Raw genomic sequence first — 18813 nt, 5'->3', positions numbered from 1 at the left:
ACTGACCCATGGCTATGAGTAGCGGGGGCAACAGCGGCGGTCCGATGTCGGAAATCAACGTCACGCCGCTCGTCGACGTGATGCTGGTTCTGCTGATCATCTTCATGATCACGGCTCCCCTGATGTCCCACCGGATCCAGATCGATCTGCCGAAGGCTAATCCGAACATTCCGGATGACACCCCGGTCGAACCGATGGATCTCGCGATCAAGCCGGACGGCACGTACTTCCTGAACGACGCTGAGGTCACGGAAGCTGAGCTCAAGAGTCAATTCTTGAGCAAGGCCCAGTTGTCGCCGCAGCCTGAGCTGCAGATCCGCGCCGATCGCACGACCGAATATAAGGTCGTGCGCAAGGTTCTTGGCGATGCCAAGGAAGCAGGCATGGTTCATGTCGGCTTCCTCACCACCGGCAAGGAGTGACACACCATGGCATTTAGTTCAGGTAATTCCGGTGGTCCGATGTCGGAAATCAACGTCACGCCGCTTGTCGACGTGATGCTGGTTCTCCTGATCATCTTCATGATCACGGCTCCGATGCTGTCGCATAAGATCAAGATTGATCTGCCGCAGCCGAATCCGAACGTTCAGAACCCCGATAATCCGCCCGACCCCATTCACCTTCAGATCCGTCAGGATGGTTCGCTTTACTGGAACGGTACGCCGGTTGACGAGCTGGGCCTCAAGGTCCAGATCGCAGACGTCGGCCGCCTGACGAACCAGCCGGAACTGCAGATTGATGCTGACGACGCGGTACAGTACGAAGTCGTGGCACGGGTTCTTTCCGATGCCAAGGGTCAGCGCCTGACCAAGATCAGTTTCGTCAATTCGAACTGATCTTTCTGGTCCGTCCCTCCGGTTCCAAGCAAAAACCCCGCTTTCGCGGGGTTTTTCTTGTTCTCAGGCCAGGATGCCCAGATACGCTCGGACCGTGTTGGCCATGCCCTGATACAACGCCTCGCTGATGAGCGCGTGCCCGATGGACACTTCGGCCAGTCCAGGAATCGCAGACTTGAACGTGCCGAGGTTGGCCTGACTGAGATCATGCCCGGCATTGACCGCCAGGCCAGCCCGCTGCGCGCGTTGCGCCGTTTCAGCGAACGATGCCAGTTCGGACCGGGCGTCTCCTTTCGCAAAAGCCTCGGCATACGGGCCGGTGTAAAGCTCGATGCGCTGGATGCCGATGGCTACCGCTTCTTCAAACCCCTGTCCGCCCGCATCCACGAAGACGCTGACACGGCAACCCATCTCGCGAAACGCCGCCACGATGGGCGTCAGCTTCGGCAGGTCGGTAGTGAGGTCAAAGCCGTGGTCTGACGTGAGCTGGCCATCGCCATCGGGTACCAGCGTGACCTGCGTGGGACGCACTTCACGGGCGAGTTCGATCAGGCCCGGATATGCGCCGCGTGCGGGTGCGAACGGGTTGCCCTCGATGTTGTATTCCACCCGCCCGCGCAGCAGGCCGGCCAGCGTACGTACGTCATCCGGGCGCACATGGCGCATGTCTGGTCGCGGATGCACGGTGAGACCGCCGCACCCTGCATCAATGCAGGTATTGGCAGCCGTGGCGATATCGGGTTCGTGTCCGCCACGCGAATTACGCAGGACGGCGATCTTGTTCAGATTAACGCTGAGAACGGTCATAGGACGCCTGAAAAAAAGCGCACGCCGAAAGCGGCGTGCGCAATGACTGTCGTCCCAGCATAACGCGCTACGTCCCTGTAGCGAACTTCCACGGCTTACAGAAATCAGACACAGTTCGCGAAGAAAAGGTTCAAGGCGCAGTTGTGAAGACGGCAGGCTCGCCGTTCATGAAGCGCACGGTTCGCGCAACGCCGCGCCAGGCCACCGATGCAACAAATCCGCGCCCCACTTCCAGCGAGCGCACGCACCATGCATCGGCCGGCGCAATTTCGCCGTCGAATTGTTCGGGAGCAGCGACGCCGCCTTCCATGCGAAACGATGCACGATGAAGGCCATAGGAAAGACCGCCGCCGTTTGCCTTCAGAACCGCTTCCTTGGCAGTCCACAAAGCAAGAAAACCGTCGAGTCGCTCCGGTTCATCGCGCGCGGAAAGCAGGACGAATTCGTCCGCTGAAAAGAATCGCTCGGCCAGTGCCAGCACGCGGGGTCGCGCACGCACCCGCTCGATGTCCACGCCCAGCTGAAACCCTGGTTCGCCCCGCCCCACCGCGAGTAATGCCTGGTCACCGCTATGCGACCAGCTGAAGGACAGATCATCGAACGGGGCTTCCAGCCAGGGCTTGCCGTGCGGTCCGCGTACGACGGAAAGCGAGGACGCATCGACAGATGCATAGGCCGCGAGCCAGGGACGAAACAACGCCTCGGCTGAAACGCCGTTCCATGGAACCTGCCAGATGTGTACGTCCGTGCCCAGCGAGGCAGCGGCAAGCGAAAGCGACGATGCGTCCATGGATGGGATGGTGAGGGGTGAGGCCTCGTCCGGCAAGACGTCCGTTGACGCACTAGAATGGATCGGGGACCACTGGGGAGCACCATGTGATTGCAGGCTGGCTACTGCTGCTCGTATCGCTTGTATATGTCGGACTGCTGTTCTGTGTCGCGTACGTCGGCGACCGCCGTCCGCTTTATCCCAGCAAGCCGCACCTGAGGCCCATCGTCTACAGCCTGGCGCTGGCCGTCTATTGCTCGTCCTGGACGTTCTACGGTGCGGTGGGCACGGCTGCGCGTGACGGCCTGGCGTATCTGCCCATTTATCTCGGCCCGCTGCTTCTGTTCGTGCTCGGGTTCGGACTCATCGAACGACTGGTCCTGGTTGCCCGACAGCGCAACATCACCTCCATCGCCGACTTCATCGCAGCACGCTTCGGCAAGTCACATGGGCTGGCCGCGCTCGTTGCCATCATTGCGGTGCTCGCCGTGGTGCCGTACATCGCGTTGCAGTTCAAGGCCGTGGCCATGTCATTCGGTGTGCTGGCCGATGTTGGTACGACGCACGCGTCATGGTGGCTTCGCGATACGGCGTTGTGGTGCGCTGCCCTCCTCGCCGTGTTTGCGATCCTCTTTGGTACGCGCACCATCGACGCCACTGAACATCATCACGGCATGATGCTGGCTGTCGCACTCGAATCGCTCATCAAACTTCTCGCGTTCGTAGCTATCGGTGTATACGCGTGGGTCAAAGGACCCGGCGCGGTTGAAACGCTGCGCGAGCCCCTGAATCAGATCGACCACGGCGGACTTCCGCCGGGTTTCATCGCGCAGACGCTGCTCGCCTTCTGTGCAATGTTCTGCCTTCCCAGGCAATTCCAGATCGGCGTCGTGGAGTGCGAAGACCCGCGAGATCTCCGCAAGGCGCGCTGGCTGTTTCCTGCCTACATGCTTCTGGTGATGCTCGCGGTGCTGCCCATTGTGAGTGCCGGCATGAGTATCCCGTCGGTTCGCAATGGCGCGGCGGATGCGTGGCTTCTGAATCTTCCACTCGCACTCGGCGACAACGCCGTCGCACTGCTCGCCTTTGTCGGCGGCTTCTCCGCAGCAACAGGCATGGTCATCGTCGCAGCTGTCGCGCTGTCCACGATGATAAGCAACGATCTGGTGATGCCCGCGCTGCTGCGCATTCGCGCGCTCAAACTTGAGCAACGCAGCGACGTTTCGCACATCGTGCTACGCGTACGGCGCGTGGCGATCATCGTGCTCGCAGCCATGGCGTATGCGTACTATCGCATCATCGCGGACGCGGAAAATCTGGCAGCCACAGGCCTTCTCGCATTCGCAGCCGTCGCGCAGTTCGCACCTGCCATTGTCTCGGCGCTGTACTGGCGTGGTGCGAGCCGCGTGGGTGTGTATGTTGGATTGCTGGCGGGTTTCACATGCTGGGCATATACGCTGCTTCTTCCGGCCATGACGCGTTCTGGATGGTTGCCTGGGACCTGGATGGAAGAAGGACCATTCGGGGCGTCGTGGCTCAAGCCGCAGGAGCTGTTTCATCTGAGCGGCTGGGACCCGGTCACGCACGGCACGTTCTGGTCACTGCTGCTCAACGTGGCGTGCCTCATCTTCATCTCGCTGCGTTTTCGTCCAAGCGTTGCCGAACGATTGCACGCTGCCATGTTCGTGGATCCTTATGTGCGTCTGGCATCCGGTGCGGGCGACTGGCGTGGTCGTGTGACGGTGCTTGATCTTGGCACCATCGCCGGGCGCATCGTCGGTGATCGCGTCACTGCCCGCGCGTTCGCCGAGTACGAACAGCGAAACACGGTCACGCTGCTTCCCAGCGATGCAGCCGATCGTCCCCTCATTCAATTCACCGAGCGTCTGCTTGCAAGTGCGGTGGGTGCAGCCAGTGCGCGCCGCATGCTGATGGGCGCACTGTCGGGAACCGGACTCGATATTGCTGAAGCCATGGCGCTGATGGACGAAGCATCGCAGGAGCTTCGCTTCAATCGCGAGTTGCTATCCACGACGCTTGAAAACGTGTCACAGGGCATCAGCGTGGTTGATGCAGACATGCGTCTGGTTGCATGGAACCGTCGCTATCTCGAACTGTTCGACTACCCCGAAGGCATGGTGTATGTCGGTCTTCCCGTTGCTGATCTGATTCGATGGAATGCCGAGCATGGGGAATGCGGTCCCGGTGAAGTGGACCAGCATGTGGAAAAGCGCATCGGCTACATGCGTGCTGGCTCGCCGCATCTGTTCCAGCGTATCCGCCCGGATGGCACGGTGATTGAAATGCGCGGTCGTGCGCTACCCGGTGGCGGATTCGTCACAACGTTCACGGACGTCACGGCGTACAAGCATGCGGAGCAGGCGCTCATCGATGCGAATGAAACGCTTGAGCAACGTGTTGACGTGCGCACCGCCGAACTCTCCGAAGCGCTGACCGCCACCGCGCTCGCCCGTCGCGAAGCCGAAGCGGCCAACGCGTCGAAGACGCGCTTTCTCGCCGCGGCGAGCCACGATCTTCTGCAACCGCTCAATGCCGCACGACTCTTTACGTCCGCGCTTCGTCAGCATCCTGGTCTGGATACCGAGGCTGCGCAGCTGGCTGAGCGTATCGACGCGTCGTTTCGCGCCGCGGAAGATTTGCTGGACGCACTGCTGGACGTGTCGCGACTGGATGCCGGCAGCTATCGCCCGGAAGTTTCTCCCTTCGCGCTGGCGGATTTGTTCGACTCGTTGAAACAGCAGTTTGCGGTAGTGGCGGAACAACGAGGTCTATCGCTTCGCGTTGTTGCCTGCGGCTTGTCCGTCCGAACCGACGCGCAGTTGCTTCGCCGCATTCTGCAAAACTTCATTTCCAACGCGCTTCGCTATACGCAATCAGGCGGCGTGCTACTCGGTGTCCGACGTGACGGAGGCCAACTTCGCATTGAAGTATGGGACAGCGGTCCAGGCATCGCGGACGAGCAGCAGGCACGCATCTTCGGCGAGTTCCAGCGACTGGAACGTCCCTCGCCGTGGGGCGAGAAAGGGCTCGGTCTGGGGTTGTCCATCTGTGAGCGACTGGCGGGAATTCTCGGTCACTCGCTGGGCCTGCGTTCTCACGTGGGGCACGGAAGCTGTTTCAGCATCACGGTTCCGCGCACTGCCAGCGTGGCGCGCAAGCGTGCGCAACCGATGGCGCGACCCGGCGGTGAACAGTTGCCACTGACGGTACTGTGCCTGGACAACGACGAGTCGATCCTGGAAGGCATGGCCGCGCTACTGGGCCGGTGGGGTGTCGATTGCCGCGTTGCACTGACCATCGACGATGCGCTGCATGTCCTCAACGAAACGAGCGTCGACCTCATCCTTGCCGACTATCATCTTGGCGAGGGCATGGATGGTCTTCAGGGACTTCAGTATCTGGCCTCACACGTCGCCTCCATGCCACCTGCCGCGATGGTCACAGCAGACGGAAGCTCGGAATTGAAGCAGCGCGCGCGGGCACTTGGTTACCCGTTGTTACACAAACCGGTCAGGCCCGCCGCACTGCGCGCCATGCTGGTCGCGTTGGTGAAACGATCCGGTGCCCCCGCAGCCTGAGTTCAGCCGGGCGGCAGCGTCATGCCTGGCAGCGCTTCCTTCTCCACATCCAGATGGCTGGCAGCCAGCGCGACCTGCGTGCGATTGGATACGCCGAGCTTTCGCATGATCGCGGTCATGTGTGCCTTGACCGTGGCTTCGGATACACCGAGATCGTAGGCGATCTGTTTGTTGAGCAAGCCTTCCGCGATCATGTTCAACACGCGGAACTGCTGGGGCGTGAGAGAAGCCACGCGCGCGGCAACGTTCGCTTCGTCGGCCACCAGTTCAATGTTGCCGCCGAGTAGCTGATGCGGCAGCCAGACATCACCATCCAGCACTGCACGCACGGCCTGCACGATGTCGTCGACTGCGGCGGACTTCGGAATATAGGCAGACGCGCCGTGCGCCAGGGCGCGTCGCGCCACCTGCGCCTCTTCATGGCCCGACACCACAATCGTCGGCAAACCCGGATACTGGCCTCGGATGTGAGCAAGCGCGGAATAGCCGCGCGCTCCGGGCATATGCAAATCCATCAGCAACAGATCAGCGTCTGGTTGCGCCTCCACCAGGGCAAGCAGCGCATTCACACTGTCTGCCGTGTGCACGGTAGCACCTGGCAATGCCGCGAGCACTGCGCGTTGCAGTGCATCGCGGAAAAGCGGATGGTCGTCGGCAATCAGTACGTCGGGCATGGCTTGAGTTTCGTCGTTACCACGTAAAGAAAATGCAGACGGATCGAGGTTTCAATCGTTTACTTGATCAGTCGCTCATCGACCAGATTCCTGACCACCGACGGGTCGGACAACGTGGAGATGTCGCCAAGCTGATCCGGCTGGTTCTCGGCGATCTTGCGCAGGATGCGGCGCATGATCTTTCCCGAGCGCGTCTTGGGAAGTCCCGGTGCCCACTGAAGGTGATCGGGTGCGGCAATGGGACCAATCTCCTTGCGCACACCGGCGATCAGTTCCTTCAGCAACGCCTCGTCACCCACCACGCCGGCAGTAAGTGTCACGAACGCATAGATGCCCTGACCCTTGATGTCGTGCGCGCAGCCGACCACAGCCGCCTCGGCGACTTTCGGATGTGCCACCAGAGCGCTTTCCACTTCGGCGGTGCCGATGCGATGACCTGACACATTGATGACGTCATCCACGCGACCGGTGATCCAGTAGTAGCCGTCTTCATCCCGCCGTGCGCCGTCTCCGGTGAAGTAGCTGCCCGGGTAGGTCTTGAAGTACGTGTCGATGAAGCGCTGGTGATCGCCATATACCGTTCGCATCTGCGCCGGCCAGGAATCGGTGATGATCAGATTGCCGCTGCACGCGCCGTCCTGCACCTTCCCCTCCGTATCTACAATGGCCGGCTTGATGCCGAAGAACGGCAGCGTGGCTGAGCCCGGCTTGGTGTCGATGGCGCCCGGCAGCGGCGAGATGAGTATGCCGCCGGTCTCGGTCTGCCACCACGTATCCACGATGGGGCAACGCTCGCCGCCGACCACACGCCAATACCAGTTCCAGGCCTCCGGATTGATCGGCTCGCCCACTGTGCCCAGCAGGCGAAGCGACGCGCGGGAGGTCTTTTTCACCGGCTCGTCGCCTTCGCGCATGAGGGCGCGGATGGCCGTAGGTGCCGTATAGAAAAGCGTGACCCTGTGCTTGTCCACCACCTGCCAGAACCGGCTGAAATCCGGATAGTTCGGCACGCCGTCGAACATCACTACCGTCGCGCCGTTGGCCAGCGGGCCATACACCACGTAGCTGTGGCCGGTGATCCAGCCCACATCGGCGGTGCACCAGTACACGTCGTCTTCGCGCAAGTCGAAAATCAGCTCATGCGTCAGGCTGGTATAAACCAGATAGCCGCCACTGGTATGCAGCACGCCCTTGGGCTGACCTGTTGAGCCCGATGTGTACAGCGTAAACAGCGGGTCCTCCGCGTTCATCGGTTCCGGCGGACAATCGGTGGACTGGCCTTCCATCAGGGTGTGATACCAGCGATCGCGCGGCTGCTGCATGCCGATGGCGCCACCGGTACGGCGCACGACCACCACCGTTTCCACGCTGTTGGTGCGCGGGCGTGTAAGTGATTCATCCACGTTGGCCTTCAGCGGAATCCGCTTGCCACCCCGGCACCCTTCATCGGCGGTGATGATGAGCTTGGCCCCGGAGTCAGCAATGCGGCCGGCCAGCGAGTCAGGAGAGAAGCCGCCAAATACCACCGAGTGAATGGCGCCGATGCGGGCGCACGCCAACATGGCGACGGCGGCCTCCGGAATCATCGGCAGGTACACGACAACGCGGTCGCCCTTGCAGACACCCAGGTTGCGCAGCGTGTTGGCGAACTGGCAGACCTCGGCGTGCAGTTCCTTATAGGAAATGCTGCGTGATTCACCCGGGTCGTCGCCCTCGAAGATGATGGCCGTCTTGTCGCCCCGCTCGGCGAGGTGACGGTCCAGGCAGTTCGCCGACACGTTGAGCACGCCGTCTTCAAACCAGCGGATGTGCAGGTCGTCCGGTGCGAACGACACATCCTTGATCCGGGTGGGCGCCTTGATCCAGTCCACCCGCTGGGCCATCTCCTTCCAGAAACCATCCGGATCACTCACCGACTGCGCATACATGCGCTGGTAGTCGTCTTTGCGGATACGCGCCTGGGCGGCGAAGGCGGGATCGACCGGGTGTTTCTCGGACATGCGGGCTCCTGCGAACTCTGATGCTGGGATGTGTTGAGGCGGCAATACGGCAGTGTAGCGTTGCCGCGTCGCGCGGAGGGTGTGCAAGGCTACGACTTTGGTCGAGGTTCGACCTTTGGCGAATGGTCTGGGCGGGCCCGCGTGGTCATGCTCGGCTCGCCAATGGTTGGGGAGACCATGATGAAGACGAACGCAGTCGGCGGCCGGAAGGCTATCGCCTTGAGTATCGCCTGTGCCTTGATGCTGCCACTGGCGGCCCACGCACAATCCACCAGCACCCGCGAAGCGCAACTGGAAACACGCGTCAATCAGCTGGAACAGCAGCTCGCTGAATTGAAGGCGATGATCCAGGAACAGAAAGCCGCCACCGCCCAGGCCACAGCCACGGCTCAGGCGGCGCAGACGCAGGCCCAGCAGACCCAGACGCGTGTCGACACGGTGGCGGCCACGCCAGCCTCCTCAAGCAAGCCTGTTTTCAGCAGTTCGCCGGGCGTATCGGTGGCACTGCATGGCTTCATCAATGCCACGGCCTTCAGCCAGAGCAAAAACTACACCTACGGCAACGGCCAGAACGCGCAGTACCCGATCCCGGGCAACACAGGCGCCGTCAACAATTCGCTGAGTGGCGTGGATGTGCGCAACACGCGTTTCTGGCTGGATTTCAGCGGCGCAAAGTTCGCCGGCGACTGGACCGGCGGCGGCCGTATCGAAATGGACTTCTTCGGCGGCTTCAATGGGACTGGTGCCTACGCGCAGCAGCAGCCCATCAATCGCCTGCGGCAGGCCTATATGGACCTGACCAACGCGGAGACCGGAAGCACCGTTCGCATTGGCCAGCAGTGGGATCTTCTGTTCCCCCTGGAAACGACTCCGACGTCACTGTCGCACGTGGCATTCCCGCTGGGTTACGGCACCGGCATCATCGGCTGGCGCTTCCCGGGTGTGGTGTGGATGCAGGACCTCAACCATGGCAGCGACGGCCCGAAATGGCGTCTGGACCTCGGTGCATTTGAAGGCTCATGGAATGGTCCGGGTCTGACCACCAATTATCTCACTGCGGGCAACGCTGGCTTCAAGCCGCAGATCGAAGCGCGGCTGGGTGTTCGCGACAAGACCTGGATGGTGTTCGCCGCCGCGCACTACAGCAAGGTGGACCTGCACGGTGTAGACGGCGAAACCGTGACGCCGATCGAAAGCAACATCAAGAGCACGGCATACGAAGTGGGCGGCATGTGGTCGCCCGGCCAGTGGGTATTCAAGGGCCTGGTGTACACCGGCACCGCCATTGGTCAGTTGTTTGGCGACCTTTCGCAGTTCGGCGACATCAAGGACAAGGGCGGATACCTGCAGGCGGGTTACAAGTTCACGCCGAACTGGAGCGCTTACGCCTTCTATTCGCAGAGCAAGCCCGATTCGGACGACGTGGTGCGCTGGTTGAACCGTGGCTCCACCGGGCTCCTGAAGAACCGCCAGGCGGCGTTGAGTCTGCAGTACTCGGCCGGCGCCTACGACTTCAGCGTGGAATGGATCCACGCCAACCTTACTTCCACCACCAACGGCATCAACCGTTCGAAGACGTCGGGTAACGAATTTACCCTCAACGGCAACTACAAGTTCTGAGCGAGGGGAAACGCATGTCCACGACCGTCAGCAGTTTGCCAGGCGCGAAGCCCATTGGCTCCAGCCACAAGCGCGTGATCTTCGCGTCCAGCCTCGGTACCGTCTTCGAATGGTATGACTTCTATCTTTACGGCTCGCTTGCCGCACTGATCGGCAAGCAGTTTTTTACCGGCCTCAATGAAACCAGCCAGTTCATCTTCGCGCTGCTGGCGTTCGCCGCGGGTTTTGCCGTGCGCCCGTTTGGTGCCATCGTCTTCGGGCGCGTGGGCGACCTGATCGGCCGCAAGTACACCTTCCTGGTCACCATTGTGATCATGGGCACCTCCACGTTCCTGGTGGGCGTGCTTCCCGGTTACAACACCATAGGCATGGCAGCGCCCGTGCTTCTGATTCTTCTGCGCTTGCTCCAGGGGCTGGCGCTTGGTGGCGAATATGGCGGTGCAGCCACTTATGTGGCCGAACACGCGCCTGCCGGCAAACGCGGCCTGTACACAAGCTTCATTCAGATCACCGCGACCTTTGGGCTGTTCCTTTCGCTATTGGTGATTCTGGGGTCGCGTCTTGGACTGGGTGATGAGGCCTTTCAGGCGTGGGGATGGCGCATTCCGTTCCTGATTTCTGCCGTACTGGTCGGCGTCTCGGTGTATATCCGCATGCAGTTGCACGAGTCGCCGGTGTTCCAGCAGATGAAGGCGGAGGGCAAGGGCTCCAAGGCGCCGCTGACTGAAGCATTTGGTCAGTGGAAGAACCTGAAGCTGGTGATCCTTGCGCTGTTTGGTGCGACGGCCGGGCAGGCGGTGGTCTGGTATACGGGGCAGTTTTACTCGTTGTACTTCCTGACCCAGAGCCTGAAGGTGGATGGCACCACAGCCAATCTGCTCATTGCGGTGGCCTTGCTGATCGGCACGCCCTTCTTCGTTTTCTTTGGCTGGCTTTCTGACCGCATTGGCCGCAAGACCGTGGTACTTGCCGGTTGCCTCCTGGCAGCGGCGACGTATTTCCCGATCTTCAAGGGACTGACGCATTACGGCAATCCCGCCATTGAAGCGGCCGCGGCTGCGGCGCCGGTCAAAGTCACCGCTGACCCGAACGCATGCAGCTTCCAGTTCGATCCGGTGGGCAAGAAGACCTTCACCAGCTCGTGCGACGTGGCCAAGAGCCTGCTGGCCAAAAAGGGCATCCCGTATTCCAATGTTGATGCACCTGCCGGCAGCATCGCCACCGTGACCATTGGCGACGAGGTGATCGAATCCTTTGAAGGTGGCTCGCTCGACAAGGCAACCTTCACGGCAACGAACAAGCAGTTCACCGACAAGGTGAATGCTCAGCTGACCACCGCGGGCTATCCGGAGAAAGCAGACCCGTCGAAATCCAACTACCCGATGCTGGTGATCCTGCTGGCCATCCTGGTGATCTACGTCACGATGGTCTACGGCCCTATTGCGGCCTGGCTGGTGGAAATGTTCCCCACCCGCATCCGTTACACCTCGATGAGCCTGCCGTATCACATCGGAAACGGATGGTTCGGCGGGTTCGTGCCCACCATCGGATTCATGCTGGTCGCCTGGAAAGGCGACATCTACTACGGCCTCTGGTATCCCATCGGCGTTGCCCTGATGACCTTCGTGATCGGCCTTCTCTTCGTGCGCGAAACCAAGGACGTGGCTATCGACCACTGAGCCTCAGGGAAGCACGAAATCACGCGGCTGGATGGGTGCCGGAAGATCGGTATCTCCCAGCAGCGAGAGCAGGTTGATCTCCACGTTGCGGCTCATGGCATCCAGGGGAAGATCGTTGGGCATCAGGTCGAAGGGATCTTCGATCTGATCGCCCAGCGCATCCAGTCCAAAGAACGTGTAAGCCAGCACACCCACCACCAGGGGCGTGGTCCAGCCCATCGTTCCGACCAGGCAGAACGGCAGCAGAAAACAGTAGATGTGCACTGTCCGGTGCAGCAGCAGAATGTACGCGTAGGGAATCGGCGTGCCCTGGATGCGCTCGCAGCCGCCAAGCACATACGACAATCGGCTGATCTGTGCGTCGATGGAAGCCAGCAGTATCGGGTCCACTGCCGTCTGTTTCGCGGTTCCCGTGTATGCGCGGCCCAGCTGACCCAGCACCGTGTTCGGCCGGTTGGGTGTCGCCAGCGCGTCTGCCGCTTCGTCCGCGCTGAGCCAGCGTGAAAGGTCATCGGTGGGGTCCGATCCACGCAGGTGATGGCGAAGGGCGTGGGTGAATGCGATCAGTCGATAGACGAGCTGGCGCCGCGTTGGCTCGTCCTGATCTGCCAGGAAGCCAAGCGTCTGCCGCGTGAGGTTTCGCGTCACGATGATCAGTTCGCCCCAGAGCGTGCGTGCATCCCACCAGCGTTGATATGCCACCGTGTTGCGGAAACCCAGGAAGATGGCCAGCGTAAGGCCCATCAGCGTGAGCGGCGCTGCACTGAGGCCGATGTGCAGGGAAAACGCGTAGCCATTGAGCACCACCACCAGCAGGGAAAACAGGATGGTGTAGAGCACGCGCGGCCAGATCACAGGGATGATTGACCCCTTCAGCGCGAAAAGCAGGGAGGCAACGGACGGCGTGCGGGTACGGGCGATCATGGCGGGCTCGCGGCTAACGATGTGGACATTCTACGCCCCGGCGATTCATCGAACCTGGCCGGTCAACGTCGGTAGGCAAGCCGTGGCGCCGTTCGCAGGACTTGAGACGCAGCCGGATTATGCTCGAGCCATGTCCGAGCCACTCCCCACCACGCGCGTCATCAAGGGCCGCGGCGCCGCCTCCAATCCGGAAGGCCGCTTCGAGCGCATTCGCCACCAGGCTGAAGACGACGGCTGGCTGCGCGAGCCAGCCGAACCCGTTCGCGTCGAAACCAGCGTGCGGGAAGAACGGGCGCGAAGCGTCATCAGCCGCAACGATTCGCCGGACATCCATTTCGATCAGGCACTTAACCCTTACCGGGGATGCGAGCACGGGTGCGTGTATTGCTTCGCCCGTCCATCGCACGCGTACCTCAACCTCTCGCCCGGTCTCGACTTCGAAACCAAGATCTACGCCAAGACGAATCTGGCCGAGGTGCTGCTGGGCGAGCTGACCAAGCCGTCTTATGTGTGCAAGCCGATCAACATCGGCAGCAACACCGATCCTTACCAGCCGGTGGAGAAGCACTGGCGCCTGACCCGTGCGGCGCTCCAGTTGCTGCACGATACCGGGCATCCGTGCACCATCGTGACCAAGAATGCGCTGGTGGAGCGCGACCTTGATCTGCTGGAGCCCATGGCTGCACGCAATCAGGTTCAGGTATTCGTTTCGATCAACTCGCTGGACAACCGCCTGGCGGCGCGCCTTGAACCCCGGGCCAGTGCACCACACCGTCGCATCCAGGCCATTCAGAACCTTGCCGACCATGGCATCCCGGTGGGCGTACTGGTGGCGCCCATCATTCCGGCGCTCAACGAGCGCGACATCGAAGCCATCCTTGAACAAGCCGCGCAGGCTGGCGCCCGTTCGGCGGGTTATACCGTCCTGCGTCTTCCGCATGAGCTCAAGGGCCTGTTCCGTGAATGGCTGGACGTCCATGTGCCCGACAAGGCATCGCACGTGATGAGTCTGGTGCAGCAAATGAACGGCGGGCGCGACTACGATTCCAACTTTGCCACGCGCATGCGCGGGCAGGGCGTCTTTGCCGACCTGCTGAAGAACCGCTTCGAAATCGCATCGCGCCGTTTCGGATTGAACCGCGCACGCGAAACGGTGCTGGACACCTCGATGTTCGTGCCGCCACGGGTGGCTTCGCCGCAAGGCGAATTGTTCTGAATAGCCGGACAGCGCGCTGCTGAGGTGCCCTGTCCGCGGACGATATACCTTGTCCGCGGACACGGATCTTGCGGACACATGCGCGTGTCGTTCCCTCTAAGTTATTGAAACAGAACAGTCCCGTGGACTACCGGGCGATGGCACGGAGCTTGCCAACGCCTTGCATGGGGGATGTCGGTTTCTGCTCGATATGAACGGGCGAGCGGCGGCGCCTGCGTTCATACAAGGAGCCCGATGGCATGTTTGGTTATTACCTGGAGCTCGCGCTGCGCAGTCTGAAGCGCAACAAGGTACTTACGACCTTGATGGTGCTGGCCATCTCGGTTGGTATCGGTACCAGCATGACCACGCTTACGGTCATGCATCTGCTGTCACGCGATCCGCTGCCGGGCCGCAGCGCGCAGATTTTTTATCCGCAGGTGAACCCGGATATCACGTATCCCAATCGGGTCAATCCTCCCGACGTCATGGACTACCGTTCGGCGATGGATCTGTGGAGTGCGCATCGCGCCGACAGGCAAACACTGATCGTCGACAGCGAACTGAAGGTGCGGGCACCGGAAACCACGCTTCCTCCCATGATGAAGAGCATGCTGTCCACGACGACGGACTTCTTCTCCATGTTCAATGTGCCGTTTCAATATGGCGGTGCGTGGAGCGAGGACGACGACACAAAGCACGCGCGCGTGGTGGTTATTTCCGCCGATCTGAACGGTAAGCTCTTCGCGGGTGCGAACAGTGTGGGCCGGACGATTCGCCTGCGTGACACCGACGTGCGCATCGTGGGCGTTCTGGCTCCCTGGCGGCCATCGCCGCTGTTCTACATGGTACGCGGCGGAAGCTTCGCTCATGGAGATACAGCGGACTTCTACAGCAAACCGCACGAGGTGATGACTCCACTTACCAGCGGCCTGGAGATCAACGACGGCCACTTCCAGCAGTACACCTGCTGGCGTGTGCCCGACACGCCGGGTCATCTGGTTAACTCGCCATGCGAGTGGGTGACGCTGTGGGTACAGATCAATGATCCGGCGAAGGTGAGCGCCTATCGCCAGTTTGTGGCCGACTACGCGCAACAACAGAAGACGATCGGACGCTTCAACAGCACGTTGACGCGCATGTTCAGCATGCCGGAGTGGATGGAGTACAACCGCATTGTGCCGAGCGATGTGCGTCTGCAAACATGGCTCGCCTTTGCCTTTCTCACCATCTGCCTGTTCAACACCGTGGGACTGCTTCTCGCGAAATTCCTGCGGCGCAGCGGCGAGATCACCGTGCGTCGGGCGCTTGGCGCAACACGGCGAGCCGTGATTGCGCAGTGTCTGGTCGAGGCGGGAATGATCGGACTGCTGGGCGGCCTGGGCGGCTGGGTGCTGACGTTGCTTGGTCTGTGGTGGGTGCGGCAGCAGCCGGTTGCCTATGCGGACCTCGCGCATCTGGATGTTTCGATGTTCGTGGTGACCTTTGTTCTTGCCGTTGTGGTGAGTCTCCTGGCCGGCGCCATACCTGCGGTGCGCGCGGGCGGTGTGGCTCCGGCCATGCATTTGAAGACGTTGTGACGGGACGCGACGACATGCAGATCAAACCCATTCTCTCGGCTCTGCGTCATCACCGCCTGGCCACCACGCTGATTGCACTCCAGATCGCTCTGGCCTGCGCCGTGTTGTGCAACGCATGTTTTCTGATCGCCAATCGCTGGCATGCCATGGAACTGAGCAGTGGTATCAACGAATCATCGTTGGCGCTACTAAGCATCACCGGGTACGACGAGACCCAGGCGAAAGATATCAATGCGCGCGTTATCGCAGGGCTACAGTCCATCCCGGGCATGAAGTCAGTGAGTGCCATCAATGCCGCGCCGTTTGCGAGGCAAGCGGGGGTGGCCGGTGTCACACTTGATCGCGAAGAGAAGCGTAACGGTGGCGTGGTGGACTTCTACGTATCCGGCCCCGGCACATGGGAGGCGCTGGGGCTGAAGCTGATCGCGGGCGAGGCGCCAAAGCCGGACGACTACGGCCCGATCGACAGCTTCGTGCCGGCGAACGCCAACGTTCTGGTGACCGGAACCCTTGCACAACATTTCTGGCCAGGCGCCAACCCGCTTGGCAAAGAATTCTGGGTCGACAAGTTTCACTTCCGGGTCACCGGAGTGGTCGAGCATCTGGCTACCGCACAGCCGGGCGGCCGGGGACCGGAAAGCGTGGACTGGTCCGTGTTCACGCCCGCACAGCCGGGGACGGCATTCTCGGGAACCTATCTCCTTCGTGCCGATCCTGCCGATATCTCGCGCGTGTTGCGCGACGCCAGCAATGCGATAGCAACCATTGTTCCTGAAGCCGTGCTTGATCGGGACAACACGAAAACCATCGCGGATTTCCGCCACGACTACTTTCGAAGTGATCGCGCGATGGCTCGCATTCTTGTCGGCGTGATCGTGTCGCTGCTATTGGTGACCGCACTGGGTATCGTTGGGCTGGCGAGCTTCTGGGTCGACCGACGCCGCAAGCAGATCGGTATTCGCCGCGCTATCGGTGCAACACGTGGAGACATCCTCCGCTACTTCCAGCTCGAAAATCTGCTGATCGTGACCTTTGGTGTCGTGCTGGGCGTGGCGGCTGCGTATGTGCTCAATGATGTGCTGATGCGCTACTACGAACTACCGCGCCTGCCGGTGGCGTACCTGGTGGCAGGTGCGTGTGTGCAGTGGATACTTGGCCAGCTCGCTGTCCTTGGCCCGGCCATTCGCGCAGCAGCCGTGCCGCCCGTGGTTGCAACACGATCCGTATGATCGCCATCACCACCGGGAGCGCAAGCTTCCGGTGGTGATGATGAGTCGCTATTCGCGGAAGTTCGTTTACAGTTCGTCGGTAGAGCGGAAGCCAAGCCTCTGCTTCACTCGCGCGGACGTGGTTGTTGCAGCCGTCGCGCCGATCACCCGGATATTCTGCGACAGCGCGTATTCGATGAACGCCTGCAAAGCACGTTGCCCGGCGCCGCGAATGGCCTGGGCTGAGTAGGGACGAAGCAGGCTGGCAGGGGCCGACACACTGAACTCGACTTCTGCACGTAGTGCGTTCTGGTAAACATTTGCCAGAAGTAGCGAAACGATTCTTCCACGGTGACGCACAGCAACGACGACGTGGGTATTCCTCCGATCGTTCAGGTCGAGATAAAAGTTTCGACTGATGCCCTCGCCATTGAGCCAGTCATTATTATCCGCCGTTCGCGGAACAACGTCCTGCTGCACCGGAAACCAGCTCAGAAGCTGACTCTGTATATCGGCGATCTGATCCGTCTGGAGATCCCGCATCACCTCTACAGTGAACGCATCGTCCGTCGGTTCCCAGTGGTCATTGGACCATGTTCGGGGGCGAACCTCCGGATAGGCTTCGCGAAAGCTGTCCACCGACATGCCAGAAAGCTGCATTTCGTATTCGCCGATGGCGTTGGCAGGATTCGGTGCCGGCAGCACTACGTCTGAGAAGGTCACTGATGCTGAATACAGAGACGATGCCGTGCGCAGATCCTGCTCAAGAGCATGCATGGCACGACCGCCGGCTTCGTTGGCCTGCTGCTGAGCGGACCTTACCGCGTTGATCAACTCGTTATGAACCTGATCGGTTCCACCCACGATTCCCGTGAAACCGCTGCGCAGAATATTCCGTATCACACGATTGAACACGGTCGGATTGAAGTCGTAATCCATCAGGATCAGATACGGCGTCAGCACGTCAAGGACCATGAAGACGCAATCATCTCCTGCCGACCGCTTCTTTCGATTTGAGAACACATTGCCGAGAGGCACATTGCACGAGACGCTGGCAGCGTGCCCGGCGTACGGATCTCTGCCGTGGGTCAGGGTCAGATTTGCCAGCGACCATTCAAGCTCTTTGGCTTCTGGCATGGAGATCCCTTTCCCGGTGCCAGCGCGACTTCCCTCGTCTCCGGCCACATGCGTAAGTACGTTCTTGATGAGGTCGCACGGTGTGTTCAACAGCTTGTTTGCAATGGCCATCAAGGGGAAAAGACACTCCAGCTGATAGCCGTGGATGGAACGCTTCCCGCGAAGTACCTCATTCTTCCGCATCGCGAACGACACCTGCCCGATACGCAGCGTGCCAAGATCAGCACGATTGTCGATGCTGAGAATATTGGGAAGATCTCCGGGGGAGGCGCCGGTGGCATCGCCGGAGGTGGCGGTGTAGATGGGACTGGACGTCACGTAGTTGTGGTCGCCATCGGTGCCGACCAGCTGGATGGAGTCTATGTTGTTTGACGTGACTTCAAATGCGACAGATACGTGAGCGACGCGATTGCCCCATGTCTCGGTGAAGAGTACGTCTCCCTCGGAGGCAGGATTCGCGGCGCGCCGCCGTATGGTCGCCTGGCCGTGGTCGAACGTTGCAACGAGGTGATCGTTGAGATCGAATGTGAATACGCGCTCGTCCTGCCGGGGAAACGACAAAGCGAATGTTTTTATATCGTCCGACTTCTTTGAATTGTCGTAAAGACGGTCGATAAACACGGTTTCTGTCGCCTTGATCTCGTGAAGGCCATCAAGTGCCTGGTGCGTTTTCGCGTATGCCGCAAACGAAGCGACAGCAACGCATGCGCCTGCCAGAAGGGCGGACAGGCGGCGTCGTGAAGCCGTAGGTCTTGTTGTGATGATGTCCATATCCCTCTCGTTCC

General features: G+C 60.8%; 14 protein-coding genes. 8 read left to right on the top strand and 6 right to left on the bottom strand.

All coding sequences use genetic code 11. The features are described 5' to 3' along the window. Positions 1-8 precede the first annotated feature (8 nt). A complete protein-coding gene (locus tag FHW69_RS06005; protein ID WP_183422068.1) occupies positions 9-422 on the top strand; it encodes a biopolymer transporter ExbD in 414 nt (137 codons plus the stop codon). Between the two features lie 6 nt (positions 423-428). Beyond that, positions 429-836 (top strand): biopolymer transporter ExbD, encoded by a 408-nt coding sequence (locus FHW69_RS06000; protein WP_183422067.1) that lies wholly within the window; start codon positions 429-431, stop codon positions 834-836. A gap of 63 nt (positions 837-899) precedes the next feature. Here FHW69_RS06000 and FHW69_RS05995 read toward each other — a convergent pair whose 3' ends face one another. After that, entirely contained in the window at positions 900-1643 is a 744-nt protein-coding gene (locus tag FHW69_RS05995) for a pyridoxine 5'-phosphate synthase (protein ID WP_183422066.1), read from the bottom strand. Positions 1644-1773: 130 nt separating this feature from the next. Continuing rightward, a complete protein-coding gene (locus FHW69_RS05990) occupies positions 1774-2433 on the bottom strand; it encodes a 4'-phosphopantetheinyl transferase superfamily protein (protein WP_183422065.1) in 660 nt (219 codons plus the stop codon). Between the two features lie 86 nt (positions 2434-2519). On the opposite strand from FHW69_RS05990, the gene FHW69_RS05985 reads away from it, so the two are divergent. Then, the gene (locus tag FHW69_RS05985) at positions 2520-6011 is read left to right on the top strand and encodes a PAS domain-containing hybrid sensor histidine kinase/response regulator (RefSeq protein WP_183422064.1); all 3492 of its coding nucleotides are present in this window, start codon (positions 2520-2522) and stop codon (positions 6009-6011) included. 2 nt (positions 6012-6013) lie between these two features. Here FHW69_RS05985 and FHW69_RS05980 read toward each other — a convergent pair whose 3' ends face one another. After that, positions 6014-6685, bottom strand: a complete 672-nt coding sequence (locus FHW69_RS05980) for a response regulator transcription factor (RefSeq protein ID WP_183422063.1) — start codon at positions 6683-6685, stop codon at positions 6014-6016. A 59-nt stretch (positions 6686-6744) separates the two neighbouring features. Next, the gene (gene acs / locus FHW69_RS05975; protein ID WP_183422062.1) at positions 6745-8685 is read right to left on the bottom strand and encodes an acetate--CoA ligase; all 1941 of its coding nucleotides are present in this window, start codon (positions 8683-8685) and stop codon (positions 6745-6747) included. A gap of 180 nt (positions 8686-8865) precedes the next feature. Between acs and FHW69_RS05970 the strand changes: the two genes are divergently transcribed. Beyond that, positions 8866-10305 carry a hypothetical protein gene (locus tag FHW69_RS05970; protein ID WP_255494532.1) on the top strand — a complete coding sequence of 480 codons (1440 nt, stop codon included), beginning with the start codon at positions 8866-8868 and terminating at the stop codon, positions 10303-10305. A gap of 14 nt (positions 10306-10319) precedes the next feature. Beyond that, complete coding sequence (locus FHW69_RS05965; RefSeq protein ID WP_183422061.1) at positions 10320-11984, top strand: MFS transporter; 1665 nt, start codon at positions 10320-10322, stop codon at positions 11982-11984. A 3-nt stretch (positions 11985-11987) separates the two neighbouring features. Here the strand turns inward: FHW69_RS05965 and FHW69_RS05960 are convergent, their stop codons facing one another. After that, positions 11988-12908 carry a bestrophin family protein gene (locus FHW69_RS05960; protein WP_183422060.1) on the bottom strand — a complete coding sequence of 307 codons (921 nt, stop codon included), beginning with the start codon at positions 12906-12908 and terminating at the stop codon, positions 11988-11990. A gap of 130 nt (positions 12909-13038) precedes the next feature. Here FHW69_RS05960 and FHW69_RS05955 point away from each other — a divergent pair, with 130 nt between their 5' ends. The 3 genes from FHW69_RS05955 to FHW69_RS05945 all read left to right on the top strand — a co-directional run bounded on the left by FHW69_RS05955 (position 13039) and on the right by FHW69_RS05945 (position 16912). Then, positions 13039-14124 (top strand): PA0069 family radical SAM protein, encoded by a 1086-nt coding sequence (locus FHW69_RS05955; protein ID WP_183422059.1) that lies wholly within the window; start codon positions 13039-13041, stop codon positions 14122-14124. 239 nt (positions 14125-14363) lie between these two features. Next, the gene (locus FHW69_RS05950) at positions 14364-15683 is read left to right on the top strand and encodes an ABC transporter permease (RefSeq protein WP_183422058.1); all 1320 of its coding nucleotides are present in this window, start codon (positions 14364-14366) and stop codon (positions 15681-15683) included. A 14-nt stretch (positions 15684-15697) separates the two neighbouring features. Continuing rightward, on the top strand, positions 15698-16912 hold the full coding sequence (locus tag FHW69_RS05945; RefSeq protein WP_183422057.1) for an FtsX-like permease family protein: 1215 nt from the start codon (positions 15698-15700) through the stop codon (positions 16910-16912). A 66-nt stretch (positions 16913-16978) separates the two neighbouring features. Here FHW69_RS05945 and FHW69_RS05940 read toward each other — a convergent pair whose 3' ends face one another. Beyond that, a complete protein-coding gene (locus FHW69_RS05940; protein WP_183422056.1) occupies positions 16979-18799 on the bottom strand; it encodes a hypothetical protein in 1821 nt (606 codons plus the stop codon). Positions 18800-18813 lie beyond the last annotated feature (14 nt).

Source organism: Luteibacter sp. Sphag1AF (genome assembly GCF_014192715.1).
Classification (GTDB): domain Bacteria; phylum Pseudomonadota; class Gammaproteobacteria; order Xanthomonadales; family Rhodanobacteraceae; genus Luteibacter.
Note: the sequence above shows the minus strand (reverse complement) of the source record. Positions and strands in the feature narration are given on the sequence as shown.